This window comes from Kribbella sp. NBC_01484 (genome assembly GCF_036227145.1).
GTDB lineage: Bacteria > Actinomycetota > Actinomycetes > Propionibacteriales > Kribbellaceae > Kribbella.
Map to the genome: position 1 here is coordinate 21,146 of NZ_CP109437.1, position 17,532 is coordinate 38,677.

Consider the following 17,532-nt stretch of genomic DNA (forward strand, 5'->3'; position numbering starts at 1 on the left):
GTGATGAACTCATCGAGAAGGGACCAGAACGATGACGAGCAAGGAGTCCGAGGCCGGTGCGATCCGGCGCATGGCAGGCTGGGTCCGCCCGCTGCTGGGGCTGGTGGACTGATGCTTGAAGGAGCGCTGATGACGGGCGAGGCCGAGTTTGCTCGTCGTACCGAACCGTTCCGGAAGGAACTGCTGGCGCACTGCTATCGCATGCTCGCGGCGGTGGACGAGGCCGAGGACGTCGTCCAGGAGACCTACCTGCGGGCGTGGCGTTCGTACTCGACCTTCGAAGGCCGCTCGTCGATCCGGGTCTGGCTCTATCGCATCGCGACCAACGCGTGCCTGACCGCGCTCGAGCAGCGCGGCCGGCGAGCCCTCCCGTCCGGCCTCGGCGCCCCGGCCACGGACCTCACCCCGGGATCCGCGCCGGCCGGCGTGGCGTTCGTGGAGCCCCTCGCGGACTCCTTGGTCAGCTCGTCCACCGACCCCGCGACCATCGTGACCACCCGGGAGAGCCTTCGACTGGCGCTGATCGCGGCGCTGCAATACCTTCCGGCCAAGCAGCGCGCCGTACTGATTCTTCGTGAGGTACTCGCGTTCCCGGCGGCCGAGGTCGCGACGATGCTCGACACCTCGGTCGCTGCCGTGAAGAGCACGCTCCAACGAGCCCGCGCGCGGCTCGAGGAGACCGCTCCGTCGCGTGGTGAGATCCTCGAGCCGACCGATCCAGAAGCTCAAGCCCTGCTGGCCGAATACATCACCGGCTTCGAGAACGCGGACACCGCCGCTCTCGAGCGCGCCCTCCGCGCCGACGCCGCGATCGAGATGGTCGGCACCACCGCCTGGTTCAACGGCCGCGTGATGTGCCTCCGCCTCCTCGCCGGAGCCGTCGGCTCACCCGGCGACTGGCGGATGATCCCCATCACCGCCAACGGCCAACCAGCGGTCGGCGCCTACTTCCGCACCTCGTCCGACTCCTACGAGCCTTATGGCGTCGCCGTACTCACCCCGACTCCTACTGGTCTGACGCACATCCACGTCTTCAGCATCCCGAGCCTCGTCACCCGCTTCGGCCTTCCGGCGTCGCTGCCGGTCGATTGAACAGCTCGGCAGTCCGCTGGGTCGTAGCGCGCGCCCACCTCGTCGTACTCAGCAGAGCCAACGCGACGAGACCGATCCCCAAGCCCATGACCGGCCACCAGAGGTGATGCTCAGCGTGAGTAAAGGCTGGTGAGTTCCCGGCAGCGGTCGAGCCGACGATCGTGCCGGCGATCGCCACTCCCAACGTGGTGCCGGTCTGGCGAGCCGCGGACGCCACCGAGCCAGCCAGACCGGCCATGGACAGCGGCATGCCGGAGACCGCCGTATTGGTGATCGGTGGATTGACCGTGCCAAGGAAGATCCCGAAGAACAGGTAGACCGCGAGTACGGCCGGCAATGGTGTCGTCGGCCCGAGCCACAACGAACTGGCCGCTCCGATCGCCAGCGCCGACCCGGCGACCACGAGGGGCAACCGCGGGCCGCGCGTACCGACCAACCGGCCGGTGAACGGCGAGACGACCATGATCACCGCTCCCACCGGCAGTAGGCACAGTCCCGCCGCGAGCGCGGACAACCCACGGACGTTCTGCAGATACAGCGTCGTCACGAACAAGAACGAGCCGAACCCGCACAGCGCGAACAACGCCATCAGGATCGCCGAACTGAACGGCACACTCCGGAAGAGCCGCAACTCGAGCATCGGATCGGTGCGCCGTGGCTCATAAACAAGCAAGGCCAGCACCGCGAGTACGGCGACTCCCAGCAGCCCGAGGATCACTGGCGATGTCCAGCCCCGCTTCTCGGACTCGATGATCGCGTACACCACGCATCCCAGCATCAGGATGACCAGCAGTTGCCCGACCGGATCGAACCGCCGCGCTCTCGGCGCCCGCGACTCAGGCACGAAGAACGCCGTCAAGACGATCGCCACGACAACCACCGGCACGTTGATCCAGAAGATCGCCCGCCACCCGACGCCGTCGACCAGCGCTCCACCGAGGATCGGGCCCAACGCCAGCGCCAACCCGGACATCGCCCCGAACACCCCGATCGCCCGCGCCCGCTCGGCCCGGTCCGGGAACGTGGTCGCGACGATCGCCATCGCCACCGGGTTGAGCATCGTGCCGCCGACCGCCTGCAACGCGCGGGCCGCGATCAACCACTCGGCCGTCGGCGCCAGGCTGCACAACAGCGACCCCAGCCCGAACGCGGCCAGCCCGATCTGGAACACCCTGCGCCGCCCGACCCGATCAGCCGTGGACCCGGCCAGCAACAGCAGGCTCGCCAGCACCAGGGTGTACGCGTCAACCGTCCACTGCAACTGCGCTACCGACGCCCCCAGATCCGCCCGAATCGATGGCAACGCCACCGTGACGATGGAAATGTCCATCACCACGACAACGATGCTGGCGCAACAGATCGCCAGCACCCCCAGCCGACGCCGCCGACTGAGCTCACCCACTGCCGCCCGCTGAAGCATTGGAACACTCATACCGCGAAGCTAGAATTTAGAGCGTGCTCGAAGTCAAACCCCCCTCAAATCCCGCCGAGCCCGCGACAACCCCCGACTCCCACGAGCCCGGCAAGACCGACACGAGCCGCGACTCGCTTGCGGCTGGTGGAGCCGGGGTGACTATTGCCGAGGCTGCGGCGCGGACTGGGGTGAGCGTGCATACCTTGCGGTACTACGAGCGTGCCGGCCTGGTCGTCACAACCGTTGACCGCACCGCGAGCGGGCGGCGCCGCTACCACCAGCTGGATCTGGACTGGATCAAGGTGTGCACCCGGCTCCGTGCCACTGGCATGCCGATCAGAACCATCCGCCAGTACGCCGAACTCGTCACCGCCGGCCGAGGCAACGAGAAGGATCGCCTGGAACTCCTCGAGACCCATCGCGCCGAGGTGCTCACCAAACTCGCCGAACTGCAGGAGAACCTCGAACTCATCGACCACAAGATCGACGTCTACCGAGGTCGCCTGGAAGCCGGCGACGCCGACCAACTCTGGGCTCCCGGCCGACCTGGCAGGTGACGCGTGCGTCAGGCCGGCCTGGAAAGTGATGCGTGCGTCAGGCCGACTTGGTGAGTGATGGGCGGGTCAGCCGGTGAGAGTGGCGAGCCGGTGGGTCAGGAAGCGGCGTTCGGTTTCGCTGGCGGTCAGGCTGATGGCGGTCTGGTAGGCGTCGGCTGCTTCGTCGGTGCGTCCCAGGCGGACGAGCACGTCGGCCCGGGCTGCCGGGAGGTAGGCGTAGGACGCGAGCGCCGTCTCCTTGCTGAGGGCATCTAATTCGGCGAGGGCCGCCTCGAGGTCGGCGCCGGGGACGAGGCTGTGCGCGGCGGCCCGGTTGAGCGCGACGATGGGGGTCGGCCAGCTGAGCATCATCGCGTCGTACATCCGGACCACCTGCGTCCAGTCCGTCCGCTCCCACGAAGGCGCGGTCACATGCAGCCCGGCGACAGCCGCCTGCAACACGAACCGTCCCTGCCCCAGGTGCAAAGCGGCCGTCGCTCTCGACACTCCCTCCGCCAGCAGCCGCGCGTCCCACCGCGACCTGTCCTGATCCGCCAGCAGCACCAGCTCCCCGTCTTCGCTCACGCGCGCATCCCCGCGAGCCTCCGTCATCAACAGCAACCCCAGCAACGCCTGCGGCTCCGGCTCGTCCGGCATCAACCGCACGAGCATCCGCGCCAGCTCCACCGCCCGCCCGGTCAGATCCGTCCGCCGCAACTCCGGCCCGGCCGCAACATGTCCCGCCGTGTACACCAGATGCACAACCGTCAGTACGACGTCCAACCGCGTCGGCAACTCGTGATCCGCTGGGATCCGGTACGGAATGCCGGCCGCGGCGATCTTCTTCTTCGCCCGGGTGATCCGCGCGGCCGCCGTCGACTCGCTGATCAACAGCACAGCCGCCACCTCCCGGGTAGTCAGGCCGCAGATCAGCCGCAACGTCAACGCCACCTGCGAGTCCCGCGCCAAGGCCGGGTGGCAGCAGGTGAACACGAGTCGCAGCGGATCCGTCGGCTGCTCCTCGTCCCCCGGCGCGACCGGATCCTCCACCAGCAACGGCAGCTTCCGTCGCAGGTTCGTCTCGCGCCGGAACCCGTCGAGCGCGAGTCGCCGCGCCACTGTCGTCAGCCATCCACCCGGGTTCGCCGGGATCCCGTCCGGCCAGGTCCGCAACGCCTGCACGAACGCGTCCTGCGTGCAGTCCTCCGCCTGATCCAGATCCCGCGTCAGCCGCACCACTGACGCCAGCACGGTCGACCAGCTCTCCCGGTGCGCCCGATCGACCACCCGGGCGACCTCGACCGCCGACAGTGCACCCCCGGTTTCGTTCACCCCCGGCCAACCCCCTTCGATCCCCGCCGGCCCAGGCCCGACGGGTACGCCGACGACGAAGACCGTCGGTGTACCCGGCCGGCGGGCATGGTCAGACAGACGGCCCGGAGTCCATCGAGGTGTCCATCACCGGGCGAACCTCGACGTTGCCGGACGGGCAGATCTTGGCGAGCTCGAGCGCCTGGTCGAGGTCGCGGGCCTCGATCACGTAGTAGCCGCCGAGAGCCTCCTTGGTCTCGATGAACGGGCCGTCGGTGACCAGCGGCTCGGCACCCTCGCGCTGCTTGACCGTGCTGGCCGTGCTCGACCGCTCCAGCGCCTCCCCACCGAGGATCCGCGCCCCGGCCTTCTCGACCGCCTCTGCGAAGGCGCCGTGCAGCTTCATCGCCTGCTGCCACTCCTCCGCCGTGACGTTGTCGTACCACTCTTCGCTGTCGAACAGCAGGAACATGTACTGCGCCATCTCTGGCTCCCTTGTCTAAGGTTCTTACTGGACATCTTGCTGACGAACGACGCCAAACGGAATCGACAGCTCCGGCAACGACTTTCTCACTCATCATCCCGGCTCACCTCACGTGACACGGCGGATACGGACAGCACCATCCTCCCGGTCTCGCCTACCGTGGACCAGGAACTCAACCGGCATCCAGGAGGCAGTCATGCAGCACTTCGACGTCCTGGTCGTGGGCGCCGGACTGTCCGGGATCGGCGCGGCCTACCGGCTCCAGACGCAGAGCCCCGATCGGACGTACGCGATCCTGGAGGCCCGGGACAGCATCGGCGGCACCTGGGACCTCTTCCGCTATCCCGGGGTCCGCTCGGACTCCGACATGTTCACGCTCGGGTTCCCGTTCCACCCCTGGAAGGCAGCCAAGGCGATCGCGGACGGACCGTCGATCCTGGAGTACCTGCACGAGACCGCCGCCACCTACGGCATCGACAAGCACATCCGCTTCGGTGAGCGCGTCGTACGGGCGTCGTGGTCGTCGGGGGACGCGCAGTGGTCGGTGGAGACGAGCCAGGGCTCGTACACCTGCTCGTTCTTGTATGTGTGCAGCGGGTACTACGACTACGACTCGGGCTATGTGGTCGACTTCCCGGGGCAGAGCGAGTTCCAAGGGCGCGTGGTGCATCCGCAACAGTGGCCCGCGGACCTGGACTACACAGGTCAGCGCGTAGTTGTCATCGGCAGCGGTGCGACCGCGGTGACGCTTGTGCCGGCTATGGCTCGTACGGCGGAGCACGTGACGATGCTGCAGCGCACACCGAGCTACGTGGCGTCCAGGCCTGCGCATGACGCGTTCTCGGACCGACTGCGCGCCCTCTTGCCCGAGAAGCTCGCACACCGGCTCATCCGCGGTAAGAACGTCGCCCTGAGTACGGCGCTCTACAGTGCGTTCCGGAAATGGCCGGCACACGCCGCGTGGCTCCTCAACAGCACAGTGGCCAAGCAGTTGCCGGAGTCGATCCCCGTAGACCCGCACTTCACTCCCCACTACAAGCCATGGGACCAGCGACTGTGTCTGGTGCCGGATGCGGACCTGTTCGAGGTACTGCGGGATGGCTCGGCCTCTGTGGTCACCGACGAGATCGAGACCTTCACGCCGACCGGTCTGCGGCTGCGGTCGGGTCAGGAGCTCGAGGCCGACCTGGTGGTCACCGCGACCGGCCTCCGCATGGTTGCCCTCGGCAAGATCGAGGTCACGGTGGATGGCCGGCCGGTGCACCCGCACGACACCTTCGTCTACAAGGGCATGATGCTGAGCGGCGTACCGAACCTGGCCTGGTGCATCGGCTACACGAACAACTCCTGGACGCTGCGCTCCGACCTGACCTCGCAGTACGTGTGCCGCCTGCTCAACCACCTGGCCGCCACCGGCACCAGCATCTGCGTCCCCGAGATCGACCCGGCAGAGTACGACGCTCCCGCGCGTCCCGTGGTCGACCTCTCGTCCGGCTACATCCGGCGGGCCGCGGCCATCCTCCCGCGCCAGGGCTCCACCGGCCCCTGGCGCCTCCGTCAGAACTACCCCCGCGACCTCGTCGTCCTTCGCTTCAGTCCGGTTGCCGACGGCACCATGCGGTTCAAACGCGCCGCCTGACCGCCCTACGGCACCGGGACCGGCGGCTGCGGGCCGACGTACATCGCGATCGGGCGGATGATCTTGGGGTCGGTGGACTGCTCGAGGATGTTGGCGGACCAGCCGATGATGCGGCTGACTGCGAACGTCGGAGTGAACATGGCGCGCGGGAGGCCGCACAGCTCCATCACGACGCCGGCGTAGAACTCCACGTTGGCGTAGAGGTTGCGGCCCGGCTTGAGCTCGGCCAGTACGTCGACGATGCGCTGCTCCACCGTGGTCGCGAAGTCCACCAGGTCTCCGCCGAGGCCGCGGGCGATGTCGCGCAGCATCAGCGAGCGGGGGTCTTCGGTCCGGTACACCGCGTGTCCGAAGCCCATGATGCGGTCGCCGGCGGACACCTTCTCGCGGACCCACGAGTCGATCCGGTCCGGGGTGCCGATCTCGTCGAGGCTGGCGAGTGCACGGTCCGGTGCGCCGCCGTGAAGCGGGCCGGAGAAGGCTCCGATCGCTCCGGCAACGGCGGAGACGACATCGGCGCCCGTGGACGCGATCACTCGCGCGGTGAAGGTCGACGCGTTGAACCCGTGGTCCACGGTGGCGACCAGGTAGTGCTCGATCGCTGCGGCCTGTACGGCGCTCGGCTCGCTGCCGGTCACCAGGTACAGCCAGTTGGCCGCGGCGGTGAGGTCGGGCCGGGGCTCCAGAGGCGGCTGACCTTCGCGGAGGCGGTAGAGCGCAGCGAGGATGGTCGGCGTCACCGCGCAGACGAGCATCGCGTCGGCCTTCCGGCGTGCCGGGTCGGCGTCCCACAGCGGCGGAAGCTTGCGTACGGCGGCGAGTAGCGACAACGCGGTGCGGAGACCGGCCAACGGGTTGAACGACGGTCCCGCGGTCGCGATCGCGGGCAAGACCGCCAGCACCTCGTCGGGCAGGACGCGGAGCGGCGCGAGTTCGGCAAGGAACCTGTCGCGCTCGGCGGCGGTCGGGAGGTGGCCCTCGAACATCAGGAACCAGACGTCTTCCAGCGTCTTCGACTTGGCGAGATCGATCGCCGAGTACTCGCGGTAGTGGTAGAACCCTTCGTCACCACGGACGTCGCCGAGGGTCGTCTCGGTGACGACGACATTGCGGAGGCCGGGCGGAACATTGATTGTTGTTGACATATCTTCAGAGTTGACATGCAATCAACTATTGTCAATATTGATCCAGTCAACATGAACGCTCGGAGGAGCGCGGATGCCACCGCAGAGTGACGAGAATTACCTGACCACGGCCGAGGTCGCGCGCCGGCTGCAGGTGAAACCGGAGACGATCTATGCGTACGTGAGCCGCGGCCTGCTCACCAGCGTCCGGGCTCGGGGGCGACGCGGCAGCCTGTTCGCCGTAGCTGACGTCGAGCGGCTGGCGAGCCGGTCCGTCGAGCACTCCGGAGTGGTCGAGCGGATCGAGTCCGAGCTCACCCTGCTGCAGGACGACGAGCTGTACTACCGCGGTCATTCGGTCCGTGAGCTCGCAACCGAGTGGACCGTCGAGGCGGTCGCCCACCTGCTGTGGACCGGTGAGCTCAGCGAACAGCCGAAGTTCCCGGTGCAGCGCGAGTCGGTGCAGCTGGCGCGAGACGCGATGCAGGTGGTCCCGAGCACAGCACGCTTGACGGACAAGCTCCGCGTGGCGGTCGCCGTACTGGGAGCTGCTGATCCGTTGCGTTTCGACCTGTCCCCCGGCTCCGTGACCGCAGCGGCCGAGAAGCTTCTCGGGACCTTGGTCACGGCGTTGCCCGGCCCGACGGCATCCGCCCGGGACACAGTCGGTGCGAGGCTCTGGCCGAAGTTGTCCCCCCAACAGCCACGGCCGGAGGTGCTCGACGCGGCGCTCATCCTGCTGGCCGATCACGGGCTGGCCGTCTCGACGGTTGCGGCACGAGTGGCCGCCAGTGCCCGGGCGAACCTGTACGCCGTCGTGTCGGCGGGGCTCGGGGCATTGGACGGGCAGTACCACGGAGCCGCGCCGACTCTGGCCTACGAGTTCCTGCAGCGGGCTCAGCGGGATCCGCTGGGAGCATTGTCGGATCAGTTGCGATCAGGGGAACCGGTCCCCGGCTTCGGACACAAGATCTACCAGCAGAGCGACCCGCGCGCCGAAGTGTTGCTGGGGCTGCTCGACGACCATCCGATCGTCGAGACGATCGCCAAGGTCACTGCCCGGACACCGGGCTTCCCCAACAGCGATCTGGCGATCGCGGCGATGATGCATGCCTACGACTTCCGGCCCGACGCCGGGGATGCGCTCTTCGCCCTGGCCCGCATCATCGGCTGGACCGCGCACGCCTTGGAGGAGTACGCGGCCCCAGCCCTCCGCTTCCGTGCTATGGGTGTCTACACCGGCCCGATCAGCTGACTATTTGGCGCCGAGCTTCACGAGGGTGGCGGCACCAGGTGCCAGGTCGAACGGGATGGGGGCGACCGGACGAGCCGTGTAGGTCTGGCTAACCGGCTGGAAAAGACCGACGGACGCAACCGTCTGCTGGTTCGGCGTGACGACGGCTTGGGCGCGGGCGCTGTGCGAGCGATTGGCGACCAGTAGCCAGCGGTCGGCGGAGGTGGTGTCGCGCGAACGGAAGGTGCCGATGACCACCGAGCTTCCCGAGACGCCGGTGACCAGGTTGGTGGGAGTGAAGCCGACAGCGCCGTTGGGCAGCGGAGTTTCGTTGGCGTGGGCAACGGACTCGGAGACGAGCGGCTTGAGCTCGCGGCCGACTTGGTGAAGCCACGTGGTGTTGATCTTCTGCGCCGCGGCGTACCGCGGTGTACGGCGGCCGTCGACGGTGATCAGCGCCGGCCCGAATCCTTCGCCGCGAGCAGCCTCGGGAGTCCAGTAGGTGAAGTACTGGATGCCCTTCGCGCCGTACGCCAGGCTGATGTTGATCTGCCAGAGCAGCTCGGCCGCGGTCGGCTCGCGGTGGTTGTTGTAGGCAAGCGTCTGGATGAAGACCCAGGACGGGATGTCGCCGTGCAGCGCCGCGTCCCGGATGATCGCCCAGTTGTGGAAGTAGTTCGCGTCCTCGCGGTTCTCGGACAGCAGCGGGTACCGGTCGAACGAGATCAGTGACGGCTTCACCACGTCGACGAAGGTGCGGTAGTACGCCGGGTCGTCGGACGGGAGCAGATTGATGTACGGCAGCAGTCCCGGCGCCAGTTCGCGCGAGATCGCCACCGCCTTCGCCAGCGTGCCGAACCAGCCCGCGCCGGGTTCGTCGTACAGATTGAAGCCGGCCAGCGACGAGTAGGGGCCGTAGGCGTCGCGGGCGCGGATGTAGAGGGCGCTCGCCTCGGCCGGCGTGACACTGAGGAAGTCGGCGGTGTTGTCCGAGATCGAGAACCAGCGCGACATGTTGCGGATCTGGATGTCGTCGGAGATCAGCATCTGCAGTCCGGCGGTGCGGGCGAGATCGAGCTGGTACTGGAAGATGTTGCCGTCGCCGGCGTAGTTGCCCGAGATGATGAAGTCGAAGCCGGCGGACTTGATCTCGGCGTACCGCTCCGCCGTACTCGCGTACGGATGCGGCGGCCAGAACAACCCGATCGGGAACTCGGCACCACCAGTCAGGGGAAGCTCGTCCGGTGAGGGGACGGCAGCGGGCGAGACAGCGCCAGCGGCTGAGGCGGCCGATGGGAGGGTGCCGGCGGCTGCGGTGGTGAGGGCGGTGGCGCCGGCGCCGAGGAGGAGGGAGCGGCGGGTGGGGCCGAGGCTGCGGTGTGGGCTCTGCATGGTTCTCCTTCGAAGGGCGGGTCGAGTGGAGCGGGCAGGCGGGAGGTTCAGGACCGTCGGCGGTGGTCCGCGACGGCGTCGGCGGTGGCGTCGAAGGCTTGCTCCGCCAAGGGGTAGTCGCGCTGGGCGACTCCCAGGTACAGGGCGTCGAGGACGATCATCTGCGCATGCCGGCCGGACAGACCGCCGGTCCGGAACGTGACGTCGCGCGCGGCGGTGACCAGGACGACGTCCGCCATCCGTGCGAGCGGCGAGCGCGGATAGTTGGTGATGGCAACAGTCGTCGCGCCCTGCCGGCCCGCCCGGCCGAGTGGCTCGAGGACCTCGATCGTCTCGCCGCTGTGCGAGATGCCGATCGCGACATCGCCGATGCCCAGCAGCGCCGAGCTGGCGAGCGCGGTGTGGACGTCGTTCCACGTACTGGCGGCCCGGCCGATCCGGTGCAGCCGGAGGCGGAGATCCTCGGCGACGGACGCCGACCCGGCGACGGCGTACAGATCGATCCGGCGGGCGTCGGAGATCGCCCGGACCGCCCGCCCGAGCGCGTCGACGTCGAGCGATGCGACGGTGTCCTCGAGAGCGCGGGTGTCGGCGCGCAGCAGCGTCCGGAGGACGTCGTCGAGCGAGTCGTCCGGCCCGACCTCGGACCCGGTCCCCCGCTCCCAGCTGTCGCTGCTCCGCCCGCTCTCGGCCGCGAGCGCGAGGCGGAGCTCGGCGTACCCGGACAGGCCGAGAGCGAGGCAGAACCGGGTGACGCTCGGCAGCGACGTACCGCACCGGGCCGCGAGCTGGCCGATCGTCGACGAGGCCACCGCCGCCGGATCACGCAGGACCTCGGTCGCGATCCGGGCCTGCGCCGGGCTGAGCGCGGGCAGCAGACCGTGGATCCGCGCTTCCAGACTCGGCGGCGGCGACTCGGCGAGAGCGGTCATGTGAATTATTCTCAGAGCGGCACACGCCTGATTACAAGAGTTCACGCTGTCCGATTCCGGCCAGCGCCAAGGATCAAGGGAGCCGGCGGATGGTGAACTCGTCGGACCGGCCACCGCCGATCAGGACGTCGATGCGGCCGCTCAGCACGTAGATGCCGTGGGGCGTGACCGCGGCCGTGGTCGGACCTGGGACCGGCCATGCCTCGGTCGACCGCACCTGAGCACTGCGGAAGTTGTCACGACTCGTCAGGACCGTCGCGGCCTCGACACCGGGAGCGCCGAGCTTGTTGGTGATGGCAACCAATCGTTGGTCCGGGGTGAGTGCCAGCCCGTCGCCGCCTACCAGACGCTTGCCAACAGCAACCTCAGACATCCGGCCACCCGAAGAGATCCGGAACAGCTGGCCGGTGTCGTAGCGGACTGTCACCAGATAGCCGGCCGAGTCCCAGATAATGCCGTTGGCGCCGATCGTGTCGCTGCGGAGCCGATCGTCCCGGACCAGGACCGAGGCCCGCCCCAGCGGCGTGATCTTGTAGATCGCGTCACCCGCCGGATCCGTGACGTAAGCGTTGCCAACGGCATCGATGGCGAGGTCGTTCACACCATGCCGGCCGCCGGCCGGGTTCAGCCGGGTCGTGTTGAGATCGACGCGGCGCTCCAGCCGGCCGGTGCGCAGGTTGTAGATCCCGACACCGGACTGCTTGTACGCCGTCGCGTCCGACGAGCGCTCGCCGTTGCCGATGTCGCCGTACGTGACGAGGAAGCGGTTGCGTACGGCGTCGACGTGCAGGCCGAAGGTGGAGACGCCGGGCGCCTGGGCCAGCACGCGCGCCGAGCCGTCCCGCTGGACGACCGAGATGCGGCCGGTAGCGATCGAGCCGATCAGGAAGGCCTGCCGGGTCGGGTCCCAGGCAATCCCCTCCGGGTAGCGGTCGGCGGTCCGGCCGTCGATCTCCACCGGCCAAGCGGACGCCGAGAGAGCAGCCGCCGGACGAGCAGACGCAAGGTCAGCAGAGCCGGCCGGAGCGGCCGCGGCCGCGGAAGCGGGTACGGCGGTCAGCGTGAGCAGAACCGCCAGCAGACGAAACCTCATGAAAGAACCTCTCTCGTGAGCGGATACGAACACAGAGGTTAATCAGAGCTCTGATGCTAGTCAATGCATATATAGCCAACGCGATTCGTACCATGGTCCGCATGCGGATGTCCTTCGACAAGCGGCTCGGCAGTCACCTCAAGCGGGTCGAGCAAGAGCTGCAATCGGCCAAAGCGGCCGCCGTGAAGCCGGCCGGCCTCACGGTGCCGCAGTACGCCGCCCTCTTCGTGCTGGACGAGCAGCCCGGCATCTCGGCCGCGGAGCTGGCCCGCAGATGTGCGGTCACGCCGCAGACCATGACGACGATCCTGCGCAACCTGGAGTCGGCAGGACTGATCGAGCGGACCCCGCATCCGCTGCACAAGCACGTGATCGAGACCCGCCCGACCCCGGCGGGCCGCAAGGCCCTGGATCAGGCCGACGAGCGCGCGGCAGGCGTCGAGCGCCGGCTGGCCGCGGCCTTCAGCCAGGAGGAGCTCGACACCCTCCGAGCCCTCCTCGCCCGCGTCTCCACGGCGCTCACCACCGACCCGATCCTGAAGAGCTGAACCTCAGAACAGCGCGGCCATCAACCGCCGGCGCGCCTTGATCACCCGGTCGTCGTCGGCGCCGACCACGTCGAAGAGCTCGAGCAGGTGCAGCCGGACGGTGTTCCGCTCGTCGCCCGCGGTCACCTGGATCGTGCTGATCAGCCGGTTGAACGCGTCGTCGATGTGCCCGCCCATCAGGTCGACGTCAGCGACCAGCATCTGCGCCTCGACGTCCGACGGGTCATCGGCCGCGCGAGTCCGCACCTCGGCCGGCACGTCCTGCGTCCGCTGGACCAACTGCACTCGGGCCAGCCCCGACTTCGCCTCGGCGTCGCCCGGCGTCTCCTTGAGCAGTTCTTCGTACGCCGCGATCGCGCCGTCCAGGTCACCCGCGCCGACCGCGTTCTCGGCCTTCTCGTACCGCGGGTTCGGCGGCGGCTCCTCCTCGTCGTCGGACACAGCGTCCGCAGGCCCGACCGGATCGGCCCGGCCGGTGATGCCGTTCGCGACCGCCACGGTGAGCAGCTGGTCGAAGTACTGCCGCGCCTCCGGCTCCCCCACCGCACCCTGGAACAGCGGGACCACCTGACCGCGCAGTACGGCGATCACCAGCGGCACCGTCTGGACGCCGACCGCCTGGGCCAGCTGCGGGTTCGCGTCGATGTCGATCCGGGCCAGCAGGAACTTGCCGGCGTACTCGGTGGACAGCCGGGCCAGCACCGGGCCCAGGGCCATCGAAGCCTCCGAGCGCGGCGACCAGAACTCGACCACGACCGGCACCTGTAGAGACCGCTCGATCACATCGGCCTGGAAGGTCGGCTCGCTCACGTTCAGCACGTACGACCCCGCGACACCACCGCCGCCGGGCGGCGCACCGGGACCGGCCGGACCGGCTGGGCCGCCCGGTCCGGCGGGCTTGCGCAGGGACGACAGATCGATCGCCCCGGGACGGGAGAAGTTCGACTGACTCACGACTGCCCTCGCATTCCGTTCACGTTCACAGGTCCATCCTCTATGACAGTGCTCGCCACCGGAAATCCGTGCGACAGCTCCGGTGTCCAGGTGGGTGCATCGCAAGGCGGAGGGCGGGGCTCGATGCGGGGTTCATCGTGCCCTGCCCTCCAACGCAGCGAGGTGCCCACCTGGGCGCCGGAGATGACGTGCGGAGGTCCGGTGGTGAGGACTTAGGCCGAACGGTGCTGCGGCCGGGTCGCCAGGAGGAGCCGAGCGAGGCCGCTGCGGGTGCCGGCGACGGCGATCCGGTCGCCCGGCCGGAGCACCCGCTCGTTGGCCGGCTTCCAGTCCCAGGTCGCCGCCGCGTCCTCCCGAGCCGGCGCCGCCGCGTTCTTCCGAGCCGGTGCCCCAGCGTCCTGCCGGGCCGACGACCCAGCGTCCTGCCGGGCCGACGACCCAGTGTCCTGCCGGGCGAGCACCCGCAGCCCACCCGCCTCGTCCAGCTCGCCCAGCCGCAGGCCGACGGCGACCGAGCCAGGCTCGACGGTGACCTCGGTAAGTAGCAGAACACGCCGACCGGCCGGGACCGTCACCTGACTGCGCCGGTTCGCCACCGCGGCCGCGATCGCCGGCGCGACCAGCATCGACACCGACCGGCTGTGCCCGAGCCCGAGCTGCCGCTCGACCCGCTGCGCCAGGTCGTGGTCGAACATCCGCATCGTGATCCGCGCGTCGGGGTTCAGATCGCGCACCACCATCGCCGACTCCAGGTTGGTGATGTCGCCATCGGTGATCGCGAGGACCGACTGGCACCGCTGTACGCCGGCCGACCGCAACGTCTCCTCGTTGCTGCTGTCACCGATCACCACCGGGATCCGCAGCCGATGTGCGGTCTGTACGCCGGGCGCGTCGTCGTCCTGCTCGACGCCGACCACCGCGACCCCGCGCTCGGCCAGGATCTCCAGCACCCGGGCGCCTACCGTACCGAGGCCGCAGACGACCACATGGTTACGCGGCCGCCCCCGCACCCCGCCGATCACCCGCGACAACCGGGCACCGATCAGTGAGTCGACGATCACCGCGGTCAGCAGCGCCATCAGCAGGATGCCGGTCAGCTGCACGAGGACGGCCGCCACCTTTGCCCATGGAGCCGCATCGGAGAACGTGTTGTCCTCGATGCCTGCCGACGTCACCGCGCCGGCCGCCAGGTAGAGGGCCCGCAACCACTCGACCCTCGCGATGAAATGCGTGAGCACCGTGCCACCGAGGACGAGGATGGCCATCACCGCGGCGATCCGCCGGACCCGCCGGTCGAAGATGTCGCGGACTCCCATCAGCCAGCCGGCCCGCCGGACATCCTTGGTCCGCCACACGGACCGTACGCCGGTGCCGAGCACGATGTCGCCCTCCGGGTCGGAGGTGGACAGCGGCAGCAGCTCCGGCGTCGCCGACGAGGTGGTGTCGGCCAGCACGGTCAGATGCGGTGCCCGGATCAGGTCGGCCTGACCGGCGACCAGCCGCCGGCCGCCGATCTCGAGCCAGGTGAGCTCGTCGTCCTCCAGCGCGTCCGAGACGAACGCCGGCGCGGCCAGCGACGGCCCCGAGATCACCACGCAGTCGCCGAGCAGACTGTGCAACTGCTTACCCAGCCGCGGGTTGATCATCTGGACGATGATGCGCAGCTCAGGATCCATCTCGCGCGCGGTCAGTGCGGTGTGGACGTTGTGGACGTCGTCGGTGTCCAGCAGCACGAGGGCTCGTGCGGTCGACGAGTTCCCGTCGTTCGCGTCGATCCCGGCCCGGCGGAGCAGTCCCTCGCTCACGACCCGGACGCCCATCACCTGCGCACCCAGCTCGCTGATCCGGTCGTAATGCCGCGAGGCCGGGTTGACGATCGCGGTCACGCGCTCGCCAGAACTCACCAGCTCCGTGACGACGCGCAGCATGGTGCGGTCCGAACCACAGACGACCACACTGCGCCCGTCGAGTGGACCGATCGCGGCCTGGGCGACCGCCTCGACGGTTGGGGCCGGCAGTTCCTCAGAATCGGGCGGGCTCTCGGTACTCCCCCCACTCGTCCCGAAGAACGTGACAGATTTCCCCCATCGTGGCCTCCGCACGCGCTGCCTCCAGCATGGGCTCGATCAGGTTGCCAGTGCCCCTGGCCGCCTCCACCAGAGCCGTTAGCGTACGGCGTACCCGGTCCTCGTCGCGGTGGGCCTTGCGCGCCGCGAGCACCCGGCACTGTTCGACCTCGACCTCGTGGGAGACCCGGAGGATCTCCAGCTCGCCGGAAACCGTGTCGGTCAGCGTGTTCACGCCGACGATCTTCTTTTCGCCCTTCTCCAGCTTCTGCTGGTACTCGAACGCGGCGTCGGCGATCTCGGCCATGAACCAGCCGTCCTCGATGCCCCGCAGGATGCCGCCGGTCATCGTCTCGTCCGGGCTCATCTCCTTGATCCGGGCGAAGATCTCCTCGGCCTCCGCCTCGATCCTGTCGGTGAGGTCCTCGACGTACCAGGAGCCGCCGAGCGGGTCGGCGACGTTGGTGACCCCGACTTCCTCCATCAGCACCGACTGCGTGCGCAGCGCGATCTCGGCCGACTCCTCACTCGGCAGCGCGAGCGTCTCGTCGAGCGCGTTGGTGTGCAGCGAGTTGGTCCCACCGAGGATCGCGGCCAGCGCTTCGACTGCCGTGCGTACGACGTTGTTGTACGGCTGCTGCGCCGTCAACGACACCCCGGCCGTCTGCGTGTGGAACCGCAGCCACTGCGCCTTGTCCGTCTTCGCGCCGTACACGTCGCGCAGCCAGCGGGCCCAGATCCGCCGGGCCGCGCGGAACTTGGCGATCTCCTCGAAGAAGTCCAGGTGGCTGTCGAAGAAGAACGACAGGCCGGGCGCGAACACGTCGACGTCGAGACCGCGGGACAGCCCGAGCTCGACGTACCCGAAGCCGTCGGCGAGTGTGTAGGCCAATTCCTGTCCGGCCGTCGAGCCGGCCTCGCGGATGTGGTAGCCGGAGACGCTGAGCGGCTTGTAGTCCGGAATGGTCGACGCGCAGTATTCCATCAGGTCGCCGATCAGGCGCAGGTGCGGCTCCGGCGGGAACAGCCACTCCTTCTGCGCGATGTACTCCTTGAAGATGTCGGTCTGCAGCGTCCCGTTGAGCTTGCTGATGTCGGCGCCCTGCCGCTCGGCCGCGACCAGATACATCACGAATGCAGGTACGGCGGGACCGGAGATCGTCATCGACGTCGTGACGTCCTGCAGCGGGATGTCCTTGAACAGCCGGTCCATGTCGGCGGCCGAGTCGATCGCGACGCCGCAGTGGCCGACCTCGCCGAGCGACTTCGGCTCGTCGGAGTCGCGGCCCATCAGCGTCGGCATGTCGAACGCGACCGACAGGCCGCCGCCACCGCCGTTCAGGATCATCTTGTACCGCTCGTTGGTCTGCTCGGCGTTGCCGAAGCCGGCGAACTGGCGGATCGTCCAGGCCCGGCCGCGATACCCGGTCGGGTACAGACCGCGGGTGAAAGGGAACTCCCCGGGCCACCCGATCCGCTCCATCCGCGGGTCGGCGACGCCGTCGGGAGGCCCGTAGACCGGCTCGACCTCGGTGCCGGACAGCGTGGTGAAGTCCGCCTCCCGCTTGCGTGCCGCGTCGTACCGCTGCTGCCACCGGCTCCGGCCGGCGGCAATCTGCTCGGCATCCATCAGTCAGACCTCCTCGGGGACTGGTTCCCAAAATACTAGGATGTCCAACTATTTCCAACTGGTACCGGACCGCCAGGCCATCA

15 protein-coding genes are annotated in these 17,532 nt (G+C 68.7%); 5 read left to right on the forward strand and 10 right to left on the reverse strand.

The window, feature by feature from the left end; genetic code table 11:
- Window positions 1-129: 129 nt before the first annotated feature.
- Window positions 130-1,092, forward strand: a complete 963-nt coding sequence (locus OG555_RS00090; protein ID WP_329479910.1) for an RNA polymerase subunit sigma-70 — start codon at window positions 130-132, stop codon at window positions 1,090-1,092.
- On the opposite strand, the gene OG555_RS00095 is transcribed toward OG555_RS00090, so the two are convergent.
- Window positions 1,052-2,524, reverse strand: coding sequence for an MFS transporter (locus tag OG555_RS00095; RefSeq protein WP_329479912.1), 1,473 nt, complete (start codon window positions 2,522-2,524; stop codon window positions 1,052-1,054). The genes OG555_RS00090 and OG555_RS00095 overlap by 41 nt on opposite strands.
- 23 nt (window positions 2,525-2,547) lie before the next feature.
- Between OG555_RS00095 and OG555_RS00100 the strand changes: the two genes are divergently transcribed.
- Window positions 2,548-3,063 (forward strand): MerR family transcriptional regulator, encoded by a 516-nt coding sequence (locus tag OG555_RS00100; RefSeq protein WP_329479914.1) that lies wholly within the window; start codon window positions 2,548-2,550, stop codon window positions 3,061-3,063.
- 66 nt (window positions 3,064-3,129) lie between these two features.
- Here the strand turns inward: OG555_RS00100 and OG555_RS00105 are convergent, their stop codons facing one another.
- Both OG555_RS00105 and OG555_RS00110 read right to left on the reverse strand, forming a co-directional pair.
- Entirely contained in the window at window positions 3,130-4,374 is a 1,245-nt protein-coding gene (locus OG555_RS00105) for an RNA polymerase sigma factor (protein ID WP_329479916.1), read from the reverse strand.
- A 91-nt stretch (window positions 4,375-4,465) separates the two neighbouring features.
- Entirely contained in the window at window positions 4,466-4,837 is a 372-nt protein-coding gene (locus tag OG555_RS00110; RefSeq protein WP_329479918.1) for a YciI family protein, read from the reverse strand.
- Between the two features lie 196 nt (window positions 4,838-5,033).
- On the opposite strand from OG555_RS00110, the gene OG555_RS00115 reads away from it, so the two are divergent.
- Window positions 5,034-6,476, forward strand: coding sequence for a flavin-containing monooxygenase (locus OG555_RS00115; RefSeq protein ID WP_329479920.1), 1,443 nt, complete (start codon window positions 5,034-5,036; stop codon window positions 6,474-6,476).
- A gap of 5 nt (window positions 6,477-6,481) precedes the next feature.
- On the opposite strand, the gene OG555_RS00120 is transcribed toward OG555_RS00115, so the two are convergent.
- Entirely contained in the window at window positions 6,482-7,621 is a 1,140-nt protein-coding gene (locus tag OG555_RS00120) for a citrate/2-methylcitrate synthase (RefSeq protein WP_329479921.1), read from the reverse strand.
- A 73-nt stretch (window positions 7,622-7,694) separates the two neighbouring features.
- Between OG555_RS00120 and OG555_RS00125 the strand changes: the two genes are divergently transcribed.
- Window positions 7,695-8,855, forward strand: a complete 1,161-nt coding sequence (locus tag OG555_RS00125; protein WP_329479923.1) for a citrate/2-methylcitrate synthase — start codon at window positions 7,695-7,697, stop codon at window positions 8,853-8,855.
- Here OG555_RS00125 and OG555_RS00130 read toward each other — a convergent pair whose 3' ends face one another.
- From OG555_RS00130 to OG555_RS00140, 3 genes are all read right to left on the reverse strand, one after another.
- Complete coding sequence (locus OG555_RS00130) at window positions 8,856-10,226, reverse strand: hypothetical protein (RefSeq protein WP_329479925.1); 1,371 nt, start codon at window positions 10,224-10,226, stop codon at window positions 8,856-8,858.
- Between the two features lie 47 nt (window positions 10,227-10,273).
- A complete protein-coding gene (locus OG555_RS00135) occupies window positions 10,274-11,158 on the reverse strand; it encodes a MurR/RpiR family transcriptional regulator (protein ID WP_329479927.1) in 885 nt (294 codons plus the stop codon).
- Window positions 11,159-11,231: 73 nt separating this feature from the next.
- Window positions 11,232-12,251: an SMP-30/gluconolactonase/LRE family protein gene (locus OG555_RS00140; RefSeq protein WP_329479928.1), complete on the reverse strand. Its 1,020-nt coding sequence runs from the start codon at window positions 12,249-12,251 to the stop codon at window positions 11,232-11,234.
- A gap of 101 nt (window positions 12,252-12,352) precedes the next feature.
- Between OG555_RS00140 and OG555_RS00145 the strand changes: the two genes are divergently transcribed.
- The gene (locus tag OG555_RS00145; RefSeq protein WP_329479930.1) at window positions 12,353-12,799 is read left to right on the forward strand and encodes a MarR family winged helix-turn-helix transcriptional regulator; all 447 of its coding nucleotides are present in this window, start codon (window positions 12,353-12,355) and stop codon (window positions 12,797-12,799) included.
- 3 nt (window positions 12,800-12,802) lie between these two features.
- On the opposite strand, the gene OG555_RS00150 is transcribed toward OG555_RS00145, so the two are convergent.
- The 3 genes from OG555_RS00150 to OG555_RS00160 form a co-directional block, all read right to left on the reverse strand.
- A complete protein-coding gene (locus tag OG555_RS00150) occupies window positions 12,803-13,753 on the reverse strand; it encodes a tetratricopeptide repeat protein (RefSeq protein ID WP_329479931.1) in 951 nt (316 codons plus the stop codon).
- Between the two features lie 212 nt (window positions 13,754-13,965).
- The gene (locus tag OG555_RS00155; RefSeq protein ID WP_329479933.1) at window positions 13,966-15,855 is read right to left on the reverse strand and encodes an NAD-binding protein; all 1,890 of its coding nucleotides are present in this window, start codon (window positions 15,853-15,855) and stop codon (window positions 13,966-13,968) included.
- Window positions 15,776-17,449 carry an acyl-CoA mutase large subunit family protein gene (locus tag OG555_RS00160; RefSeq protein WP_329479935.1) on the reverse strand — a complete coding sequence of 558 codons (1,674 nt, stop codon included), beginning with the start codon at window positions 17,447-17,449 and terminating at the stop codon, window positions 15,776-15,778. Before OG555_RS00160 ends, OG555_RS00155 begins: the two co-directional genes overlap by 80 nt.
- Window positions 17,450-17,532: the final 83 nt, after the last annotated feature.